Below are 18,570 nucleotides of genomic sequence, written 5' to 3' on the forward strand. Positions count from 1 at the left end.
TGAAGTTGATGTTTGTCGGGCATGTCGATGACGCACATGGCAGTGGCGCATGCATGCTGTTGACATGCGTGCTGTTGACATGCGTGCCGTTGACGCAAGGTGAAAGGGAACCGCAATGAGCGTATATGGACTGGGCCATGATGTGGTGGACGTCGCGGCGTTCGGCGAGCAGCTGGCCGAGCCGGGCTCGCGTATGCGTAACCTGTTCTCGGTGCGCGAGGTGCGGCAGGCCTCGGCCCGCGCACGTCTGAAGAACGACGGCGAGGCCGTGCACCTCGCCGCCAAGTGGGCCGGCAAGGAGGCGTTCCTCAAGGCGTGGTGCGAGGCGTTGGGGGAGGGCGACTACCCGTTCACGCTGGATGATTTCCCGTGGTCAGGCGTCGAGATTCTCGACGATTCGCGCGGCGTACCCCACGTAACGCTGACCGGTCGGCTCGCCGAGGCGTTCCGTGACTCGATCGGAGGTGTGCTCGGTGGTGCGGGTGCCTCGGGCGTCGAAGGCGTCGGCCGGTCGGGCATCGGCTCGACTTCGGGTTTGGGGGCCGGCGGAGCGGAGACGAGCCCGTACGCCGTGATGCGCGGCTCCCGACCGGTTGATCCCTCCATGGGGCCGTACGCCGTGATGCGCGGCGCTTCCGGCGCATCGCCTCGTGGCGCCGCATCGGGCGCCGCCGGCAACCTGCCGGCGCGCATCCACGTCTCCTTGAGCCACGACGGCCCTGTCGCCTCCGCCGTGGTGGTCATCGACGGCGACTGATCGTCAACGTAGCCGAGTCTGCCCATGCGTGGGACGGTTGCCGTGCCGTATCGACGGAGCATCGATGACGGTCGGTGTCGAACCGTTTCGACACGCCGATATCGAACCGGTTTGATATTACGTGCGCGCGCGTATACCATGAGGTCAACGCCGATGCAGCACAACGGCATCGAACGACAGAACAATGAAGTGAAGTTGAGTGCAGTCCAGCACGACCAGTCAAGGAGCGATGATGTCCGCCAAGTCCCACGCCGCGAAGTCCAAGTCCGTCAAGCCGTCGCAGCCTGTCGAGCCGGCCGAGGCCGTCGAGCCGGCCGTCGCCGCTTCCGCCACGGCGTCCGACGACGGAATCTTCTCCGCCCGATTCGACCGCCACCGCGATGAGCTCGAATCGCTCTTCCGCATGCTCTACGGCGAGTCCGCCGAACTCAACGAGTTCGAACGCGCGATGGCCGACGCCTACGCCGCTCGACCCGCCGACCTGAAGGCCCTCGACATCACCCGCGAGCAGGACCCGCAGTGGTACAAGCGCGGCGACATGTTCGGCATGACCATGTACACCGACCTGTTCGCCGGCGACCTGAAGAAGCTCGCGGGCAAAATCGACTACCTGAAGGAGCAGAAGCTCACCTACCTGCACCTCATGCCCCTGCTCCAGATGCCCCACCCGGACAACGACGGCGGCTATGCCATCGAGGACTTCGACGCCGTCGACCCGCGCATCGGCACCAACGAGGACCTCGCCGCGCTCACCAGGAAGCTGCGCGAGGCCGGCATCAGCCTGTGCCTCGACTTCGTGATGAACCACACCGCCTCCTCCCATCGCTGGGCCAAGGCCGCCGAGGCGGGCGATCCGAAGTATCAGGACTACTACTTCTGCTACGACGACCGCACCGTCCCCGACCAGTACGACGCGCAGGTGCCGCAGGTCTTCCCGAACACCGCACCCGGCAACTTCACGTACAACGAGAAGATGGGCAAGTGGGTGATGACCCAGTTCTACCCGTTCCAGTGGGACCTCAACTACCGCAATCCCAAGGTGTTCGTCGCGATGATGAGCTCCGTCCTGCACCTGGCGAACCTCGGCGTCGAGGTGTTCCGACTCGACGCGGTGCCCTACATCTGGAAGCAGATCGGCACCAACTGCCGCAACCTGCCGCAGGTCCACACGATCGTGCGCATGATGCGCATGATGCTTGAGATCGTCTGCCCGGCCGTCGTCCTCAAGGGCGAGGTCGTCATGGCCCCCAAGGAGCTCGCCGCCTACTTCGGCACGCCCGAGCGACCCGAATGCCACATGCTGTACAACGTCTCGATCATGGTGAACCTGTGGAGCGCGCTCGCCAACGGCGACACCCGACTGCTCAAGGCCCAGATCGACAAGCTCGACGCCCTGCCCGAGAACTGCTGGTTCGTCAACTACCTGCGCTGCCACGACGACATCGGCTGGGGCCTCGACGAGGACGAGGAGGTGCGCCTCGCCATCGACCCGCTCAAGCACAAGGAGTTCCTCTACCACTTCTACGAGGGCGCGGAGCCCGGCAGCTGGGCGATGGGCGAACTGTACAACTACGACGAGGCGTCCAGGGACGCGCGCAGCTGCGGCACCACCGCCTCCCTGTGCGGCGTCGAGAAGGCGATCATCACCCACGACAAGCCGGCCTACGAGAAGGCCATCGGACGCGACCTGCTCATGCATCGCGCGATGGCGTTCCTGCGCGGCTTCCCGATGCTCAACTGCGGCGACGAGATCGGCCAGCTCAACGGCTGGGAGTACAAGGAGGATCCGGATCGCGTCGAGGACAGCCGCAACCTGCACCGCAGCCCGTTCGACTGGAACAAGGCAGACGAGCGCCACACCGAGGGCACGCTGCAGAGCCGCCTGTGGGAGGGCATGGAGGGGCTGCGTGAGATGCGCTCCGACCCCTGCTTCGCGCCCGACGCGTGGGTCACCACCTGGGACACGCGCGACGACGGCGTCCTCGCCGTGGTTCGCAAGCAGGGCGAGCGCACGATCGTCGGCCTGTTCAACTTCGCCGACCGCGACGCCACCGCCACGATGGACAGCACCGCCGACGCGACGCTGCCCGCCGAGCCGGTCGCCCTCACCCCGTACGAGTACAAGGTGATCGTCACCCACGAGTGACGTCCGGCCGACGCGCGCGCCAGACATCCTGATGCCGCCGGAACGAGACGGCAGCGAGGACTTCGCCGATCGCGTCCTATCGTGGAGGGCATGGTGCTCAACAATGCGATGTCCACGGATGGCACGTCGGCCGCGTCCGTGAGAATGCCGGCGACCTGCCGCGCCGCCGATCAGGTGACGCTTCTCGACGAGGTCGGTTCGACCAACACGCTCGCCCGTCAGATGGTGGCGGACGGTCGAATCGACCTGGTCGGGCTGTCCAATCCCGCCAATCCCATGAAGATCGCGGTCGTCGCGGCCGACACGCAGTCCGCCGGCCGCGGTCGCCTCGACCACACGTGGACGAGCCGGCCGGGCGAGTCGTTCACCGTGACCTTCGTCGTCGCCGTGCCGCGCGCGGTCGTCGTCGACGAATCCGTCAACGGCTGGCTGCAGATGATCGCGGGGCTGTCCGCGCTCGACGCCATCGATGACGCGCTCGCCGTCAGCGGTGCCCGCCCATTGGCGGCCGATACGGCCGGCGTGGCCGCCGCCCCGCGGCTCAAATGGCCGAACGACGTATATCTCGCCGGTCGCAAGCTCGGCGGCATACTCGCCGAAATGGTCCCGCTGCCGCAACAGGGCGATGACGCGGACGCGTCGTCCGTCGCCATCGTCTTCGGCATCGGACTGAACCTCGACGTGCCGGCCGATCGACTGCCGACGGACGAATCGACCTCGCTGCAGCTGCATTACGCGCCGCTGCCCTTGCCCGACGGTCTGCGCGACGCGATCGCCGCCGGCGTCGTGCGCTCCCTGCGCCGTCGCCTCGCCACGTTCGTATCCGATCCGGGGCGACGCGCGGCCGTGCTGCTGCGCGAGACGCGCGAACGCAGCTACACGCTCGGACGACACGCCGTCGCGCACTTCGTCGACGGCACGGAGCTGGAGGGCGTGGCCGAGGACCTGAACCCCGACGCCTCGCTGATCCTGCGTACCGCCGACGGCGCGGAACACACGGTGCGCACCGCCGACGTCGGCGTATTGCCCACACCTCGTGTATAATTGCTCGAGTTGTTTCGTTCGTCCGGGTGCATCCCGGCGCGAACGGTGCGGCACGCGGATGTAGCTCAATGGTAGAGCCTCAGTCTTCCAAACTGATTACGCGGGTTCGATTCCCGTCATCCGCTCCACCTGACAGGCCTTGGAATCACGCGATCCCGGGGCCTGTTCGCGTATCCGGGGCCGCCCGGGCGGGAGAGACGCCGTGCGCGCATCCGAGTACCATGTAACCGACAATGCAGGAACGGACGTGTCGATGGGAGGGCTATGACACACGCCAGCGAGGACAGCGAGGACAACGAGGCCGTCGAGATCGTCAACGGCAGGGTCGAGACGGTCGAGGTGTCCAAGCACCCCGAAGCCACCATCCCAGTGACGGAGCTCTCCCTCGCCGACATCGAACGCCGTCGCTCGCACCCCGCGCAATGGGCCGTGTACTTCACCGCCGTGCTCGCCGCGATCATCGGACCGTACTGGCTGGGCCGCGCGCTCGCCGTCGGCAGCACCGCGTGGCTGACCGAGCGCCTGAGCATGTTCACGCCGCAGGGCGCCGCGTTCGTCTCGTGGACCGTGACCCTCGTCGCCGTCGCCAGTCTGGGCCTCGCCGTCGTCGATTCGGGCCGGTGGCTGTGGCGCATCGTGTTCGCGATAGGTCTTGCCGCCGAACAGTTCGTGGCCGGCATCTGCCTGCTCAAATTCGACTTCTGGTATTCGACGTACGTCATCTACGGTGATTCCGCCGCCGTTGCGAACGCCACGAACCTCGGCATCATCGCCGCCGGCTTCGGCGTGGCCGTGTTCGCCGTGGTCTGGGTGGGCCTGCTCGTCATCATCAAAAAGGATTCGCCCCTGAATGTCCTGACCCGCAGCTGGGCCTCGTTCATCCTCTTCTTCATCATCGAGATCGTCGCCCTTCTGGTCGTCATGTTCGGCGGCCTGCTCACCACGGTGTGATCGGTACGCATTGTGCTGGTCCGCACTGTGCCCTATACTTGCCAGTTGGCGTAAATCGCCCGCGGATAGAGAGCGCTTCAGGCAGCGTGCCTGAGGCACCGCGCAACAAACAACCTTGAAGGAGGACGCCGTGGCACTGACGGCTGAACAGAAGTCCCAGATTATCAACGAGTTCGCGACGCACGAAGGCGACACCGGCTCCCCGGAGGTCCAGGTCGCTCTGCTGTCCAAGCGCATCGCCGATCTGACCGAGCACCTGAAGGAGCACAAGCACGATCATCACTCCCGTCGTGGTATGCAGATGATGATCGGTTCTCGTCGTTCCCTGCTTGACTACCTCAAGCGTAACGACATCAACCGCTACCGTGCGCTGATCGAGAAGCTTGGTCTGCGTCGATAGAAGACTTCCGCCCGGGCGCCAATGGCACTCGGGCGTTTTACATACGCCTGACAATGGCAACACGAACGAAGTAGGAACGAGCCAGGAGGATAGGCTCCGCAGGCCGGAAGGTCCGGACCGGTCGGGGTCGACAAGAGGACTCACCTCTCGGGGTTGACACGAGGGAAACGCGGTCGAGGCACGTCACGGAGGAAACCAGAGGCGGCCGGAAACGACAATGACAGAAGGCCGCGGGGTCGCAAGGCCGAAGCACACGCCCGCAACACATGCGAATGTAAGAGCCCGCCCAGCTGAAGATGGGCACATGTCCGTAGGAAAAAGAACACACGATAACAGAAAAAGGAGGAACCCTATGGAGGGTCCCGAAATCAAGGCCACCGAGGCCGTGATCGACAATGGTTCATTCGGTAAGCGCACGCTGCGCTTCGAGACCGGCCGCCTCGCCCAGCAGGCCGACGGCGCCGTCGCCGCCTATCTGGACGACGACACGATGGTGCTGAGCACCACCACCGCCGGCTCCAGCCCGAAGGAGAACTACGACTTCTTCCCGCTGACCGTCGACGTCGAGGAGAAGATGTACGCCGCGGGCAAGATCCCGGGCTCGTTCTTCCGCCGCGAAGGCCGTCCGTCCAACGACGCGATCCTGGCCTGCCGCATCATCGACCGTCCGCTGCGCCCGCTGTTCCCGCACACGCTGCGCAACGAGGTGCAGGTCGTCGAGACCGTGCTCGCCGTCAACCCGGACGACGCGTACGATGTGCTCGCCCTGAACGCCGCCTCCGCCTCCACCATGATCTCCGGTCTGCCGTTCTCCGGCCCGGTCTCCGGCGTGCGTCTGGCTCTGATCGACGGCCAGTGGGTCGCCTTCCCGAAGTGGAGCGAGCGCGAGCGCGCCGTCTTCGAGATCGTGGTCGCCGGCCGCGTGATCGACAACGGTGACGTCGCCATCGCCATGATCGAGGCGGGGGCCGGCAAGAACGCCTGGCACCTGATCTACGACGAGGGCCAGATCAAGCCGGACGAGGCCGTCGTGGCCGAGGGCCTCGAGGCCGCCAAGCCGTTCATCAAGACCATCTGCGTGGCGCAGAACGAGCTCAAGGAGAAGGCCTCCAAGGAGACCAAGGAGTTCCCGCTCTTCCCGGAGTACACCGACGAGCTGTACGCCCGCATCGACGAGATCGCCCACAAGGATCTCGATGAGGCCCTGACCATCGCGGAGAAGCTGCCGCGTCAGGATCGCATCCACGAGATCAAGGAGCACGTGCGCGCCATCCTCGCCAACGAGTTCACCGACATGGCGGACGACGAGAAGGACAAGGAGCTGTCCAACGCGTTCAAGGAGCTGCAGCGCCAGATCGTGCGTCGTCGCATCCTCACCGAGGACTACCGCATCGACGGCCGTGGCCTGAAGGACATCCGCACCCTGTCCGCCGAGGTGGACATCGTGCCGCGCGTCCACGGTTCCGCCCTCTTCCAGCGCGGCGAGACCCAGATCCTGGGCATCACCACGCTGAACATGCTCAAGATGGAGCAGCAGCTCGACTCCCTGTCCGGCCCGCAGTCGAAGCGCTACATGCACAACTACGAGATGCCGCCGTACTCCACCGGCGAGACCGGCCGCGTCGGCTCTCCGAAGCGCCGCGAGATCGGCCACGGCGCCCTCGCCGAGAAGGCTCTCGTTCCGGTGCTGCCGGATCGCGAGGAGTTCCCCTACGCCATCCGTCAGGTCTCCGAGGCCATCGGCTCCAACGGTTCCACGTCGATGGGCTCCGTGTGCGCCTCCACCCTGTCCCTGCTGGCCGCCGGCGTGCCGCTGAAGGCCCCGGTCGCGGGCATCGCGATGGGTCTGGTCTCCGGTGACGTGGACGGCAAGCACGTCTACAAGACCCTCACCGACATCCTGGGTGCCGAGGACGCGTTCGGCGACATGGACTTCAAGGTCGCCGGCACCTCCGAGTTCATCACCGCCCTGCAGCTCGATACCAAGCTCGACGGCATCCCCGCCGATATCCTGGCCGCCGCCCTGCAGCAGGCCAAGGACGCCCGTACGACGATCCTCGAGGTCATCAACGAGTGCATCGATGGCCCGGCCGAGATGAGCGAGTTCGCTCCGCGCATCATCACCACCACGATCCCGGTCGAGAAGATCGGCGAGGTCATCGGCCCGAAGGGCAAGATGATCAACCAGATCCAGGAAGACACCGGCGCCGAGATCGCGATCGAGGACGACGGCACCGTCTTCATCTCCTCCGAGGGCGGCGAGGCCGCCGAGAAGGCGAAGCAGATCATCGACTCCATCGCCAACCCGCACGTGCCGGAGGCCGGCGAGGTGTACAACGGCAAGGTCGTCAAGACCACGAGCTTCGGCGCGTTCGTGAACCTCACGCCGGGCACCGACGGCCTGCTGCACATCTCCCAGATCCGCAACCTCGCCAACGGCGAGCGCATCGATCAGGTCGAGGATGTGTTGAAGGAGGGTGACACCGTCGAGGTCGTCGTTCAGGGCGTCGACGATCGCGGCAAGATCAGCCTTGCGATCCCGGGCTTCGAGGATCAGGAATCCGGCGCCGACCGTGGCTCTCGCGGTGGCGATCGCGATGATCGCCGCGGTGGCCGTGACGATCGCCGTTCCGCCGGCCGTGGCCGTCGTGGTGACGACCGTGACTTCGATGACCGTCCGCGTCGCCGCCGTCCGGCCGATGATGACGATCGCGATTACGATGATCGTCCGCGTCGCCGCCGTGCCGCCGATCGTGACGATCTCGACTCCCGTGACGACGATCGTCGCGCCTCCCGCGGCTATGATCGTGACGACCGCGATGACGATTACGATGATCGTCCGCGTCGCCGCCGTCCCGCCGACCGCGATGACGACCACGGCTACGATCGCGATGACCGTCGCGCCTCCCGTGTCTCCCGCGATGACGACCGTCCGCGTCGCCGTCGCTCCTCCGACCGTGACGACGACCGTCGTTCCTCGCGTGGTGGCCGTGGCGGCTACGATCGCAACCCGCGCTACGCCACCGACGAGAACTACGACGAGTACCACGCCGACCGCATCGAGCGCACCGAGCGTCCGCGCCGCCGCGTGCGTCGCGACTTTGATCCGTTCGAGGACTGATCGTCCTCTCACGGATCCCTCGCGGCATAGCCGCTCGCTTCACCTACGGAAAGCCCGCTGGGCTTTCCGCTTGGCGGTTCGGCATTCGAGGACTGATCGTCCTCTTACGGATCCCTCGCGGCATAGCCGCTGAGTGATGAAAGGGGTCTGTCACCGGTTGATTTCCGGTGACAGACCCCTTCTGCGTCCGGTTGCCGCTAGCAGACATGCACAACCGATATGATCCGGACTTGCCCCCTTACAACTCCGCTTCGGCCAGCGCGTGGTCGATGTCGCGGATCAGGTCGTCGGTGTCCTCGAGACCGACGGCGAGACGGAAGAATCCGCGGTGGAACTCCGGCGGGTAGAGGTACTGGCGTTCGTCATCCTCGCCGAGGAACACGATCAGGCTCTCGTCATGGCCGAGCGAGACGGCCGAGGTGATCACGTTGAGCTTGGAGACGAAGCGGTTGTGGCCGTCGTGATCGGTGTCGAGGCCGAAGGCGAGCACGCCGCCGAAGCCTGAATCCGGGCGGGCGAGCTGACGGGCCGCAACATCATGGTGCGGATGCGATTCGAGTCCCGGATAGGCGACGAACCGCACCTGCGGCAGCGATTCGAGGTGCTTCGCGATGGCCAGTGCGGAGGCGTTGTGCTGCCGCATGCGTAAGGGGAGCGTCACCGAACCGCGGTTGATGAGCCACGCGTTGAACGGCGAGATGATGCCGCCGTAGTTCACCTGATACGTGAAGCGGATCTGGTCGGTAAGCTCCTTGCGTGTGGCGATCGCGCCGCCCAAGGCGTCGCCGTGGCCGTTGATGTACTTGGTGAGGCTTTCGATGACGATGTCCGCGCCGAGGTCGATCGGTCGCACGTTGAACGGGGAGTTGAACGTGTTGTCGACCGACAGCAGTGCCCCCGCATCGTGCGCGAGCTTCGCCGCCGCCTCGATGTCCGTGACTTTGAGCGTCGGGTTCGCGGGCGTCTCGATGTGGACGAGCTTCGTGTTCGGACGGATCGCGTCGGCGATGTTCCTCGGATCCGACGTGTCGACGATCGACGTCTCGATGCCGTACTTCTCGGGCAGGATCTGGTTGAGCAGACGGTAGGCGGCGATGTACGTCGTGTCGGAGAAGATCGCGTGGTCGCCGCGGTTCAGCACCGTGGTGAAGGTCGCCGCAAGCGCCGCGACGCCGGAGGCGAGCACGACCGCGTCCTCGGCGCCCTCGAGATTGGCGAGCTTCGCCTCGAGATAGCGCTGGTTCGGGTGGCCGTTGCGCGTGTACAGGTTCACGTCGGAGCTCGACCAGTTGATGTCGGACGGGTCGTAGGGCAGCGCGTAGGCATTCGCCAGGGTGATCGGGCGGCGGATCGCGCCGGTTTCGGCGTCGACCCCGTTGCCGAGGTGGATGGATTTGGTCGCGAAGCCGAGCGGCGTGCCGTCGAAGGATTCGCCATGATGCACAAGATCTGAAGTCATGTCTCAAGTCTGCCAGCCGTGCTCTCGTTGCGCACCTTGTCTCGGTAGCCCGAAAACGTTGCGATTCCGGCGTTTGATAGCCGTTCATAGTTAGAAACGAATACGGGATGGCCGGGCTCCCCACTCCCCTTGATCGTGAGGTGATTCGCTGATCCCGCCGATTGTGTGAGACAATGGAAGGGCGACCAATAGGGGGACGCTCCGAAGAAGGGGAATGGTCATGGGTACGGGAACGGTGTTGTTGATAGTGGTGGTTGTGCTGCTGCTGATCGTCGTCGGGTTGGTCGTGTGGGCGATCGGTGCCTACAACGGACTGGTTGCGCTGCGCAATCGCGTGGGGAACGGATGGGCGCAGATCGACGTGCAGTTGAAGCAGCGCGCCGTGCCTCAGGTCCGGTTCTGAAGACGGTTCAGTCGGGCGCACCCTGTACGCAATGAAGCGAAGGACATAAGCCATGAGAAACCGCATCGTCCGCGCCGCTCTCCAGTCGGTGCTCATCACGCTTATCGTCGCACTCATCGTCGGCGGCGCCGCCTTCATCGTCACGGTGGCCGATGACGATTCCGCCAGCCTGAGCTACCGTTCCATCGACTATGAGGCGACGGCGACGAAGGACGGCGACCTCAAGGTCACGCAGCGTCTCGACTACAAGCTGCAATCCCGTGATGACGAGGACGGCAATACCAAGCCGTGGAAGCAGCTGTACTGGCGGTACACGCTCGACCCGTCGAACCTCATCGACATCACCGACATCCGGGTGCGCAACGCTGACACCGGGCAGGCGTTCACGCAGACCGAGTTCCGCAACCCGAACCAGGTCGGCGACACCAGTTGGGACAGCGACTACGCGAACCGCTGGTACATTGTCGACGTCACCGGCGGCGACTCCAATCCGCAGCCGTACGAACCCGGTTCGAACCTCGCGCCGAACACGCAGCCCGGGAAGCGGATCATCGAGATCGGCTGGAACATCCCCGCCACGGACAATGCGAAGAGCCTCAAGATCGACGTATCGTTCACGATGCGCGGCGTCGCCACGAAATACGACGACGTGACCACCTTCCAGTGGGAGCCGATCGCCAAGGAGAACGAGGTGCCGGCCGGCAAGGTCACCGGCGTCGTACGATTCCCCGAGGGCGCGGGCTCGTCCGGTGCGCCGGATGCCTCCGACCCCACCGTCTCGCACACCTGGCTGCATACCGCCAACACGAACGAGGTCACGCGTGAGTCGGACGGCACGATGCGATTCACCATATACGATCTCAAGGCCGGCGGGTACATCAACGTGATCGGCGCCTTCGACTCCGCCCGCGCCGGCGACGTGGCGCGCACGGCGGCCGGCGGTCGTCTGCAATCGCTCAACGACGAGGAGGATGTGAAGGCGCGCTATGCCGCCGATCGCAAGCGCGAGAGCGCACGTGTCACGGTCATGATATGGGCGGCCAGCGTCGTGCTCGCCATCGCGCTCGGCATATGGGGCGTGCTTGGCGCGCTCTACACGCTCCGCGCCGCCCGCTACAAGGGAGACATCGAATACTGGCGTGACAAACCGGGCATCAGCCCCGACTCCGCCGCACGGCTCGTCGACGTGTTCGATGCCGCGGGCTCGAACATCCACCACTCCGGCAAACTGGACGACCGGTCGCTCTCCGCCACCGTCATGTCCCTCGCCGTGAAGAAGGCGATCGCGCTCTACCCCGGCCCGTCCGACCTGTACCGCGACCTCGACATGGCTCACGCCGACCCCGCCGCCATCGCGCAGCGGATCGGACGGCAAACGAGGCGAGTCAGGGCCGCGCAATCGACCACCACGGTCGTGATCCTGCCGGCGGCGCTCGCCGTCCCCTACGATCCGCGACGTAAGACGCTGGAACTGAGCCGGTCGGAATCCGCCTGCCTCGATCTGCTCGTCGACATCTCGCGGCGGGTCGGCGGACCGGTGTTCGATTTCGTGCAGATGAAGCACGCATGCGAGGACTGGAAGACGGGCTACCAGTCGCTCGAACGGTTCCGCACCACCGTGCGCAGCGAGTTCGCCCTGCTCGGCGCGACCAGATCGATCTCAGGGTATTACGTTCTGCCTGCCGTCCTCGAGACGATGCTCGGGGTGGTGTGCTTCATCTTCAACCTCGCCGTCGCCGGCAATGCCGTGGCCGCCCTGTGCTTCGGATTGCCGCCGTTCGCGATCGGCCTGTTCTGCGCTCTGGCCGGGGTGGAGGATGTCCCCACAACGGCCGGTCAGGAGTACGGCGGCCGATGCCTGGGGCTGAGACGCTACATGGTCGATTTCTCCGACTTCACCGACCGTGGCGTGCCTGATCTGGCGCTGTGGGACTGGTACATGGTGTATGCGGCCGCGTTCGGCATCTCGCGCGAGGCCATCGCGCAGCTTGCCAAGGCGTATCCGCAGGTCAGGGATTCCGAATGGCTCGACGGGCACGCCTCCGATTCGCTGTGGTACTGGACGTACCGTCCGTACCTCTGGAACGCCGGTTATTCCGGTTCGGACCGATCGGGCGGCGGGTCGACGGGTGATTTCGCGTTTGGCGGCGACTCGTTCGCGTCCGGTCTATCCGATCTCGGCACGCAGATCAGCGCCGGTTTCGCCGACATCTCCTCGACGATCAGCGCCGCGGCCCCCTCGTCGTCGTCCGGTTCCTCGAGCTTCGGCGGCGGCTTCGACGGAGGCGGCGGTGGTTCCGGCGGCGGTACCTCCGGCGGCCGCTGACCGGTCAGCCGACCAACTGGTCGACTGCTACAGCGATTGGAGATACTGCCCGAGATGCGGCACGGCGAATTCAAGCTGCCCGTGTCCGGCAGACCGGATGAGTCGGTCCTTGATGAGTGCCGCGCGGTACTTGCTCACCCAGCTGCGGCTGCGTTTGGTGCGTTCCGCGATGTCCCCGACCTGCGTGGGGTCGGGGACATCCTTCGCCATGGCCTTGAGGAACAGTCGCTCCGCACTGGTGGTTCCGTCCATGGCGGGAGCGCAGACGGCGTCGTCGAAGGCGAGCAAGGCATCCGCCGCGCCGGTCGCGATGTCCGAAGCGGTGATGACGTCGGAGTGACGTCGCTGCGCGGACTGCCACATGTAGTAGCCGACAAGCTGCACCATATACGGATATCCGTCGGAAAGCCTCGCCGCTTCGCGTGCGTCGGGCTCGCTGACAGTCTTGCCCGAATCCAAAACGGTCTCCAGAAAGGCGTTCCTGACGTCCGGCAACGGCACGTTCTCCAGTTCCCGTCGGAGTGCGCGGCGCAGGAAGGTGGTCACTTCGTTGTCCAGCAGATCGTTGAGCATGTATGGCAATCCCGCGAATACGATGGCGACGCCCTTCTTGTCGGCGTCGGGGACGTCGCTTTCATCGGCATCGGTGATGACATGCTGTACGGCGGTGGCGATCGCGACCAGATCCTCGTGTGCGGCGGCCTGCGTCTCGTCGATGGTGATGAGGATGCCTCTGCCGATCTTCCTGGAGTTCAGGCGTCTGTTCAATGCATTGCGCAGGGTGAGCGGATTGGATTCCGCGGAGAATCGTGCCTGGCCGAGACTCGCGGTTGCGATGCCTGCGATTCCGATTGACGGACTGATGTCGGCCTGATCCAGTCGCATGCCGGTGGGGGAGAGAGTGGCTATAAGTCGTGCGACGAGGCCTGTGGACGCGGTTTCCGCGATGACCTCCCAATGTCGTGCCTTGGCTATGCGTCGGAATTCCGTCAGCATGACGGTTTTGCCGAAGCCACGTTGCCCGGTGATCAGCATGATGCGTCCCGGAGCGCCGACTCCGTTGTCAAGCGCCTCCGAGAAGTCGTCGATGATCGGCTGCCGTCCGATGAGGATCGGCGGCATCTTGCCGGCAGTCGGTTTGAACGGATTGATGGATGGCATGACGGAGTCTCATTCCTTCCTGGAAGCATTGCTGATGCGGTTTCGTATTGCCGTTGCATCTTCCTTCAGTATATGCGAATACGTACCAAGTTACACGAATGCGTACCAAAGTACACGAATGTACACTATTGCGTACCATCTTCCACCGGTACGCGTCAGTGGATGCGTATCGGACGTCCGTGTGGCGAAAACCGTGCGGTACGCCTACGCTTGGCACTGTCACCGTTTCGACGAATGAAGGGAGCAGCCATGGCGCTGTATCGTAATCTGGGACCGTTCTCCACCACCGCGATCGGCCACGGCGAGATGCCGCTGACCATCGAGAACAACCGTGGACATGACGTCGGCATCGAGACGCTGCACGCCTCGCTCGATGCCGGATGCCGCCACATCGACACCGCGTGGGCGTACTACACGCCGGGCGAGGAGGAGCAGACCGGCGAGAAGCTGGTGCGTGAGGCGCTCGCCACATGGAAGGGCCCGAAGAGCGAGGTCACCGTCGCCACGAAGATCGGCCTGCGCCGCGTCTGGGGCGAGCACGGCGAGCCGCTGTGGCCGCGCGACGGCAAGCCCGAGCACCTCATCGAGTACGGCAAGCAGTCCGCGCTCGCACTCGGCGTCGATACGATCGACCTGCTCTACCTGCACCGCCACGATCCGGAGGTGCCGTACAACGAGTCGATCGAGGCGCTCAAGCAGCTCGTCGACGAGGGCGTTGCCCGCGTGGCCGGCGTCTCCAACGCCTCGATCGAGCAGATCGACATCGCCCGTTCGATCCTGGGGGACAAGCTCGTCGCCGTGCAGAACCAGTACTCGCCGATCCACCTCGACACGCAGGACACGCTTGACTACTGCGCCAAGCTCGGTCTCGCGTTCGTGTGCTGGAGCCCGCTCGGCGGCTACCGTCACCCGTACGACGAGTCGAAGTTCGACCCGTTCCGCGAGGTCGCGGCCGCCCACGGCGTCAGCTACCAGCAGGTCGTGCTCGCGTGGGAGCTTGCCAAGGGCGATCACATGTTCGTCATCCCCGGCGCCCACCGCCCCGAGACGATCCTCGACTCCCTCAAGGCCGACCAGCTCGAGCTCTCCCCGGACGAGCTCGCCAAGCTCGGCTGATTTCCGTTTCACGGCCGTTGCATTTACCGGCTGACCGCCATCGGCATTCGCGTGATGCGGTCAGCCGGTCGTCTACTTCCGGCGTCCAATCCCAGCCGAAATCATAGGCAATGCGCCATGTAGAGCGGTAGGTAGATCCTGTCCCCATCCGTGCGGAGCTCCTTGGGATGCAGAATCACCTGTTCTCCGACACGAGAGCCGAACTTGCTTTTGAACTTGTCAAGGGATTTCGTGCCGTATTTCAATGATTATCATGCATGGTATCACGAAAATGAAGATATGAAAGTGCTTATGCATCACGAAAATGACGGTATGAAGACATGGTTTTCGCACGATAATGATGTCCGGAATAACTACGCCAATCCCGCCAGCACCTGCGCCGCCCCGGCGAACTCCTCCGGGGTGGTGTAGACATAGCTCAGACGCAGCGCGTTGTTGCTCCGGAAGTCGTAGATGTCTCCGGGGTTGAGCAGTATGCCGTGATCGATCGCCCGCTGGAACAGGCGTCCCATATGCACCGGCTCGTCGAACGTGAGCCAGATGTAGAAACCGCCGCGCGGCACGTTCCAGTGGGCGCGGCCGGCGAAGAGGCGGTCGAGCGTCTCCAGCGCGGCGTCGCGACGCCGGCGCAGTTCGGTGCGCAGCGACTCCAGATACTCCGCGTACAGGCCGGAGTCGAGGAATCGCGCGAACACCCACTGGCTCAGTGCGCTTGCGCCGTAGTCCATCTGCATCTTCACGTCGGCGAGACGATGCACGATGCGCTCGTCGGCGCACACCCAGCCGATTCTCAGCCCCGGCGCCAGCGCCTTCGACGCGCTGCCCACCGTGATCACCATGCCGTTGTCGTCCAACGCGGCGAGTGAGCGCGGCGTCGGCCCCTCGAAGACGAGGTCCTGATACGCGCAGTCCTCGATGATCGGCAGACGATGCTCCGTGCAGGCGGCGAGAAGCGCGCGTCTGCGCTCCTCGGGCATCGTGATTCCCGTGGGATTGTGATTGGTGGGAATCGTGTACAGCACCGCGTCGCCGTGGTCGGTGGCCCTGATCGGGTTGAGCGTCGGCGCGACCGTCGCCGTGTCATCTCCGAGTAGCTTCCCCAGCGCGTTCACGTCGAGTCCCCGCCCGTCCATCGGCACGCCGGTCAGCCGCATGCCGGCCGACTGGAACACCTGCAGCGACTTGATGTAGCTCGGCGCCTCCGCGTACACGGTGGATCCTGCCGACAGCAGGCTCACCGAGATCATCTGCAGACCCTGCAGCGCGCCCGAGGAGACGAGTATCCGCTCGGGTCGGCAGTCGACGCCCCATTCGCGCATGTGCGCGGCGATCGCCTCGCGCAGCACGTCCAACCCCTCCGGCGGCGGGTAGCCGAGCGAATCGATCCGGTCGGCGGCCTCGCGTGCCACGCGCCGCCACATGTCACGCGGGAAGAGCCGCGGGTCGAGTTCGCCGGTGCCGAGGCGCGTCTTCGTATGGTCGAATTCCAGACGGTTGATGGCCTGGATCGTCGTGTTGTTCGCCTTGAAAAAGCCGGAGGAGACGTAGTCGGCCCAATCGGGCGCGCCCGGCAGCATCAGCGACCACGTGTTGCTCACGATGCGCGTGCCGCCGCCGCGCCGCCCCTCGACGATGCCGTAGTCGGCGAGCTCCTCGACGGCCGCGATGACCGTGGACCGGTTCACGCCGAAACGCTCCGCCATCGCGCGCTGACTGGGCAGGCGCGAGCCGATCGGCCAGGCGCCCGAGGAAATGCGCTCACACATGAAGTCGACGATCTGTTCGGTGACGGGCCTGCCGGACGTGCGATCCGGAGCCCAGTCGATGTCGAGTGGTGCGCTGCGTGCCATCCATACTCCTTTGGCTGGGTCGCATGTGGTGTTCTTGGCTGGTTGTCAAGTGTAATGCGTTGCGTAGGATATGGCAATGGTATTGGAATATGGCGGATTTCCGTTCGAGGCATCCGCAAGGAAGAGTTCAGCTGAAGTTCATTTGGCTGGTTTGGCTGGGTGTGTATGGTCCAGCCAAACATGAAGACGTGGGGAGAGTGGACGATGGGCCTGTACATTCAGGGACTGACGATGGGATTGGCGTACATCGCGCCGATCGGCATGCAGAATCTGTTCGTCATCAATTCGGCGCTGACGCGCACGCGCCGCAACGCGCTCATCACGGCGCTCATCGTCATCTTCTTCGATATGGCGTTGAGCCTGTCCTGCTTCTTCGGCATCGGTGCGCTGATGCAGGCGAACCCGTGGCTCGAGACCATCGTGCTCGGCCTTGGCGGCCTCGTCGTGATCCGCATCGGCATGGGGCTCGTGCTGCCGAAGCGGAAGCGGCAGGGCGATGCGGCCGGGGCCGAACCCGTTTCGGCCGCCGCTCCGGCCGACCAGTCGGCTCCGTCCAAGCATCTCGGCATGCGCGGCCTGCTCGACACCATCGGCACCGCCTGCGCGGTCACCTGGTTCAACCCGCAGGCGATCATCGATGGCACGCTGATGCTCGGCGCGTTCGCCGCCACGCTCAACGCCGGCCAGACCACGCCGTTCATCACCGGCGTCGAAACCGCCTCCGTGCTGTGGTTCCTCGGCGTCACCCTCGTCGTCAACGCGTTCGCGCACAAGTTCAGCCCGAAGGTCATCGACGTGCTCAACCGCGTGTGCGGCGGCGTCATCACCCTCTACGGCATCAAGCTGCTCGTCGACTTCGTGCTTGCCGTCCTGTGATGCATCCCCGCGCGTCGCGGGGTCTGTTCGCGCCTTGTCGGGCTAGCCCCTGTGAAGGATCTGAACCGATCCGTGTCGCACTAGCTTCGCAAACATCTGCGCCGTCCCAAAGGAGTTCCTAGTATCCTGCGCCGTAGATTCGTTGTTGAATTGACTGCCTCTCAGACTCGCTTCGCGGTCCGGCTCGTTCTGCAATTATGGACGCGCTATGCGCGCGTCGTGCCGGCTTGCCTGTCGGCTCGCACGTCGCCCGCAAACAGCTCCGCCGTTCGCTTCGCGGCAACGTCCCGACGAGAGGAGCCGAGAACGGGATCAACGAATTTCTGAAGTGCGACACTAGGCCTGCGTCAACCATCCGCTCGCCAAACAAATCCGGCCCGAGCGTCCGGTCCGGTCCGAGCCCATTGCGTCCGATCCCATAGGATCCACCACGAGAACCCCCATTTCTCGCCTCATCGCGTCCGATCCCATAGGATCCGACGCTATGGGGGCCTGCAAGGCTGGGAAAACGTTCGACCCCATAGGATCCGCTGCGAAAGCCCCCATTCCTTGTTCCATTACGTCCGATCCCATAGGATCCGACGTTATGGGGGCCTGCGGGGTTGTGGAAACGTCCGATCCCATAGGATCCGATACGGCGATCGGGGCGGATCGGGGACGGATGCGTGAGGGGTCTGCCACTCAGCGCAGGTCAATCGGTTGATGTTCGTCGGGTGGCAGAAAACCGTGCCGCTCAACACGATTTCGGTGTTTTTCCGCGTTCAGTGGCAGACACATCGGCGGCAGGGACAGTCCTTGCGATATCGACTATCGCGGAATCGTTGGGAAACAGCCATTTTGACAACATGTCAACAAGGCGGTGAGGCGGCAATGACGCATCGTCGTGCCACTCAACGCCGAAACCGGTGGAAATTGCGTTGAATGGCACGGATAGGGGCGGGCATGGCCGAGGCGACGCAG

At 64.7% G+C, this 18,570-nt stretch carries 12 protein-coding genes, 1 tRNA gene and 1 pseudogene; 11 read left to right on the plus strand and 3 right to left on the minus strand.

All coding sequences use genetic code 11. From position 1 onward, the window contains the following. Window positions 1–115: 115 nt before the first annotated feature. The 7 genes from BW11_RS02435 (at window position 116) to BW11_RS02465 (ending at window position 8,419) form a co-directional block, all read left to right on the plus strand. On the plus strand, window positions 116–757 hold the full coding sequence (locus tag BW11_RS02435; RefSeq protein ID WP_140444567.1) for a holo-ACP synthase: 642 nt from the start codon (window positions 116–118) through the stop codon (window positions 755–757). 232 nt (window positions 758–989) lie between these two features. Next, window positions 990–2,903, plus strand: coding sequence for an alpha-amylase family protein (locus BW11_RS02440; RefSeq protein WP_140444566.1), 1,914 nt, complete (start codon window positions 990–992; stop codon window positions 2,901–2,903). Window positions 2,904–2,993: 90 nt separating this feature from the next. After that, on the plus strand, window positions 2,994–3,947 hold the full coding sequence (locus BW11_RS02445; protein WP_258184512.1) for a biotin--[acetyl-CoA-carboxylase] ligase: 954 nt from the start codon (window positions 2,994–2,996) through the stop codon (window positions 3,945–3,947). 54 nt (window positions 3,948–4,001) lie between these two features. Beyond that, window positions 4,002–4,075, plus strand: a tRNA-Gly gene (locus BW11_RS02450). Between the two features lie 136 nt (window positions 4,076–4,211). Next, on the plus strand, window positions 4,212–4,898 hold the full coding sequence (locus BW11_RS02455) for a hypothetical protein (RefSeq protein WP_140444565.1): 687 nt from the start codon (window positions 4,212–4,214) through the stop codon (window positions 4,896–4,898). Between the two features lie 130 nt (window positions 4,899–5,028). Next, window positions 5,029–5,298 carry a 30S ribosomal protein S15 gene (rpsO, locus tag BW11_RS02460; protein WP_043164734.1) on the plus strand — a complete coding sequence of 90 codons (270 nt, stop codon included), beginning with the start codon at window positions 5,029–5,031 and terminating at the stop codon, window positions 5,296–5,298. Between the two features lie 352 nt (window positions 5,299–5,650). Then, window positions 5,651–8,419, plus strand: coding sequence for a polyribonucleotide nucleotidyltransferase (locus BW11_RS02465; RefSeq protein ID WP_140444564.1), 2,769 nt, complete (start codon window positions 5,651–5,653; stop codon window positions 8,417–8,419). A gap of 238 nt (window positions 8,420–8,657) precedes the next feature. Here BW11_RS02465 and BW11_RS02470 read toward each other — a convergent pair whose 3' ends face one another. Next, a complete protein-coding gene (locus BW11_RS02470; protein ID WP_107043940.1) occupies window positions 8,658–9,878 on the minus strand; it encodes a PLP-dependent aspartate aminotransferase family protein in 1,221 nt (406 codons plus the stop codon). A gap of 220 nt (window positions 9,879–10,098) precedes the next feature. Between BW11_RS02470 and BW11_RS02475 the strand changes: the two are divergent. Beyond that, a pseudogene (locus BW11_RS02475) lies at window positions 10,099–10,260 on the plus strand (LemA family protein); the annotation flags it as partial. A 73-nt stretch (window positions 10,261–10,333) separates the two neighbouring features. After that, complete coding sequence (locus tag BW11_RS02480) at window positions 10,334–12,607, plus strand: DUF2207 domain-containing protein (RefSeq protein ID WP_140444562.1); 2,274 nt, start codon at window positions 10,334–10,336, stop codon at window positions 12,605–12,607. A 27-nt stretch (window positions 12,608–12,634) separates the two neighbouring features. Here BW11_RS02480 and BW11_RS02485 read toward each other — a convergent pair whose 3' ends face one another. Then, window positions 12,635–13,768, minus strand: coding sequence for an ATP-binding protein (locus BW11_RS02485; RefSeq protein ID WP_140444561.1), 1,134 nt, complete (start codon window positions 13,766–13,768; stop codon window positions 12,635–12,637). A 249-nt stretch (window positions 13,769–14,017) separates the two neighbouring features. Here BW11_RS02485 and BW11_RS02490 point away from each other — a divergent pair, with 249 nt between their 5' ends. Next, on the plus strand, window positions 14,018–14,884 hold the full coding sequence (locus BW11_RS02490; protein ID WP_043164648.1) for an aldo/keto reductase: 867 nt from the start codon (window positions 14,018–14,020) through the stop codon (window positions 14,882–14,884). Between the two features lie 353 nt (window positions 14,885–15,237). On the opposite strand, the gene BW11_RS02500 is transcribed toward BW11_RS02490, so the two are convergent. Beyond that, window positions 15,238–16,734, minus strand: a complete 1,497-nt coding sequence (locus BW11_RS02500; protein WP_140444560.1) for a PLP-dependent aminotransferase family protein — start codon at window positions 16,732–16,734, stop codon at window positions 15,238–15,240. Between the two features lie 204 nt (window positions 16,735–16,938). Between BW11_RS02500 and BW11_RS02505 the strand changes: the two genes are divergently transcribed. After that, a complete protein-coding gene (locus BW11_RS02505) occupies window positions 16,939–17,610 on the plus strand; it encodes a LysE/ArgO family amino acid transporter (protein WP_107043944.1) in 672 nt (223 codons plus the stop codon). Window positions 17,611–18,570 lie beyond the last annotated feature (960 nt).

Origin of the sequence: Bifidobacterium sp. UTCIF-38 (assembly GCF_006454495.1) — a bacterium.
GTDB lineage: Bacteria > Actinomycetota > Actinomycetes > Actinomycetales > Bifidobacteriaceae > Bifidobacterium > Bifidobacterium callitrichos.

Bases quoted from the DNA above. Each gene is read 5' to 3' on its own strand.
- BW11_RS02445 (WP_258184512.1), top strand. From the start codon at position 2,994: ATGGTGCTCAACAATGCGATGTCCACGGATGGCACGTCGGCCGCGTCC.
- BW11_RS02500 (WP_140444560.1), bottom strand. From the start codon at position 16,734: ATGGCACGCAGCGCACCACTCGACATCGACTGGGCTCCGGATCGCACG.
- BW11_RS02455 (WP_140444565.1), top strand. From the start codon at position 4,212: ATGACACACGCCAGCGAGGACAGCGAGGACAACGAGGCCGTCGAGATC.
- BW11_RS02470 (WP_107043940.1), bottom strand. From the start codon at position 9,878: ATGACTTCAGATCTTGTGCATCATGGCGAATCCTTCGACGGCACGCCG.
- BW11_RS02465 (WP_140444564.1), top strand. From the start codon at position 5,651: ATGGAGGGTCCCGAAATCAAGGCCACCGAGGCCGTGATCGACAATGGT.
- BW11_RS02435 (WP_140444567.1), top strand. From the start codon at position 116: ATGAGCGTATATGGACTGGGCCATGATGTGGTGGACGTCGCGGCGTTC.
- BW11_RS02490 (WP_043164648.1), top strand. From the start codon at position 14,018: ATGGCGCTGTATCGTAATCTGGGACCGTTCTCCACCACCGCGATCGGC.
- BW11_RS02440 (WP_140444566.1), top strand. From the start codon at position 990: ATGTCCGCCAAGTCCCACGCCGCGAAGTCCAAGTCCGTCAAGCCGTCG.
- BW11_RS02505 (WP_107043944.1), top strand. From the start codon at position 16,939: ATGGGCCTGTACATTCAGGGACTGACGATGGGATTGGCGTACATCGCG.
- BW11_RS02485 (WP_140444561.1), bottom strand. From the start codon at position 13,768: ATGCCATCCATCAATCCGTTCAAACCGACTGCCGGCAAGATGCCGCCG.
- BW11_RS02480 (WP_140444562.1), top strand. From the start codon at position 10,334: ATGAGAAACCGCATCGTCCGCGCCGCTCTCCAGTCGGTGCTCATCACG.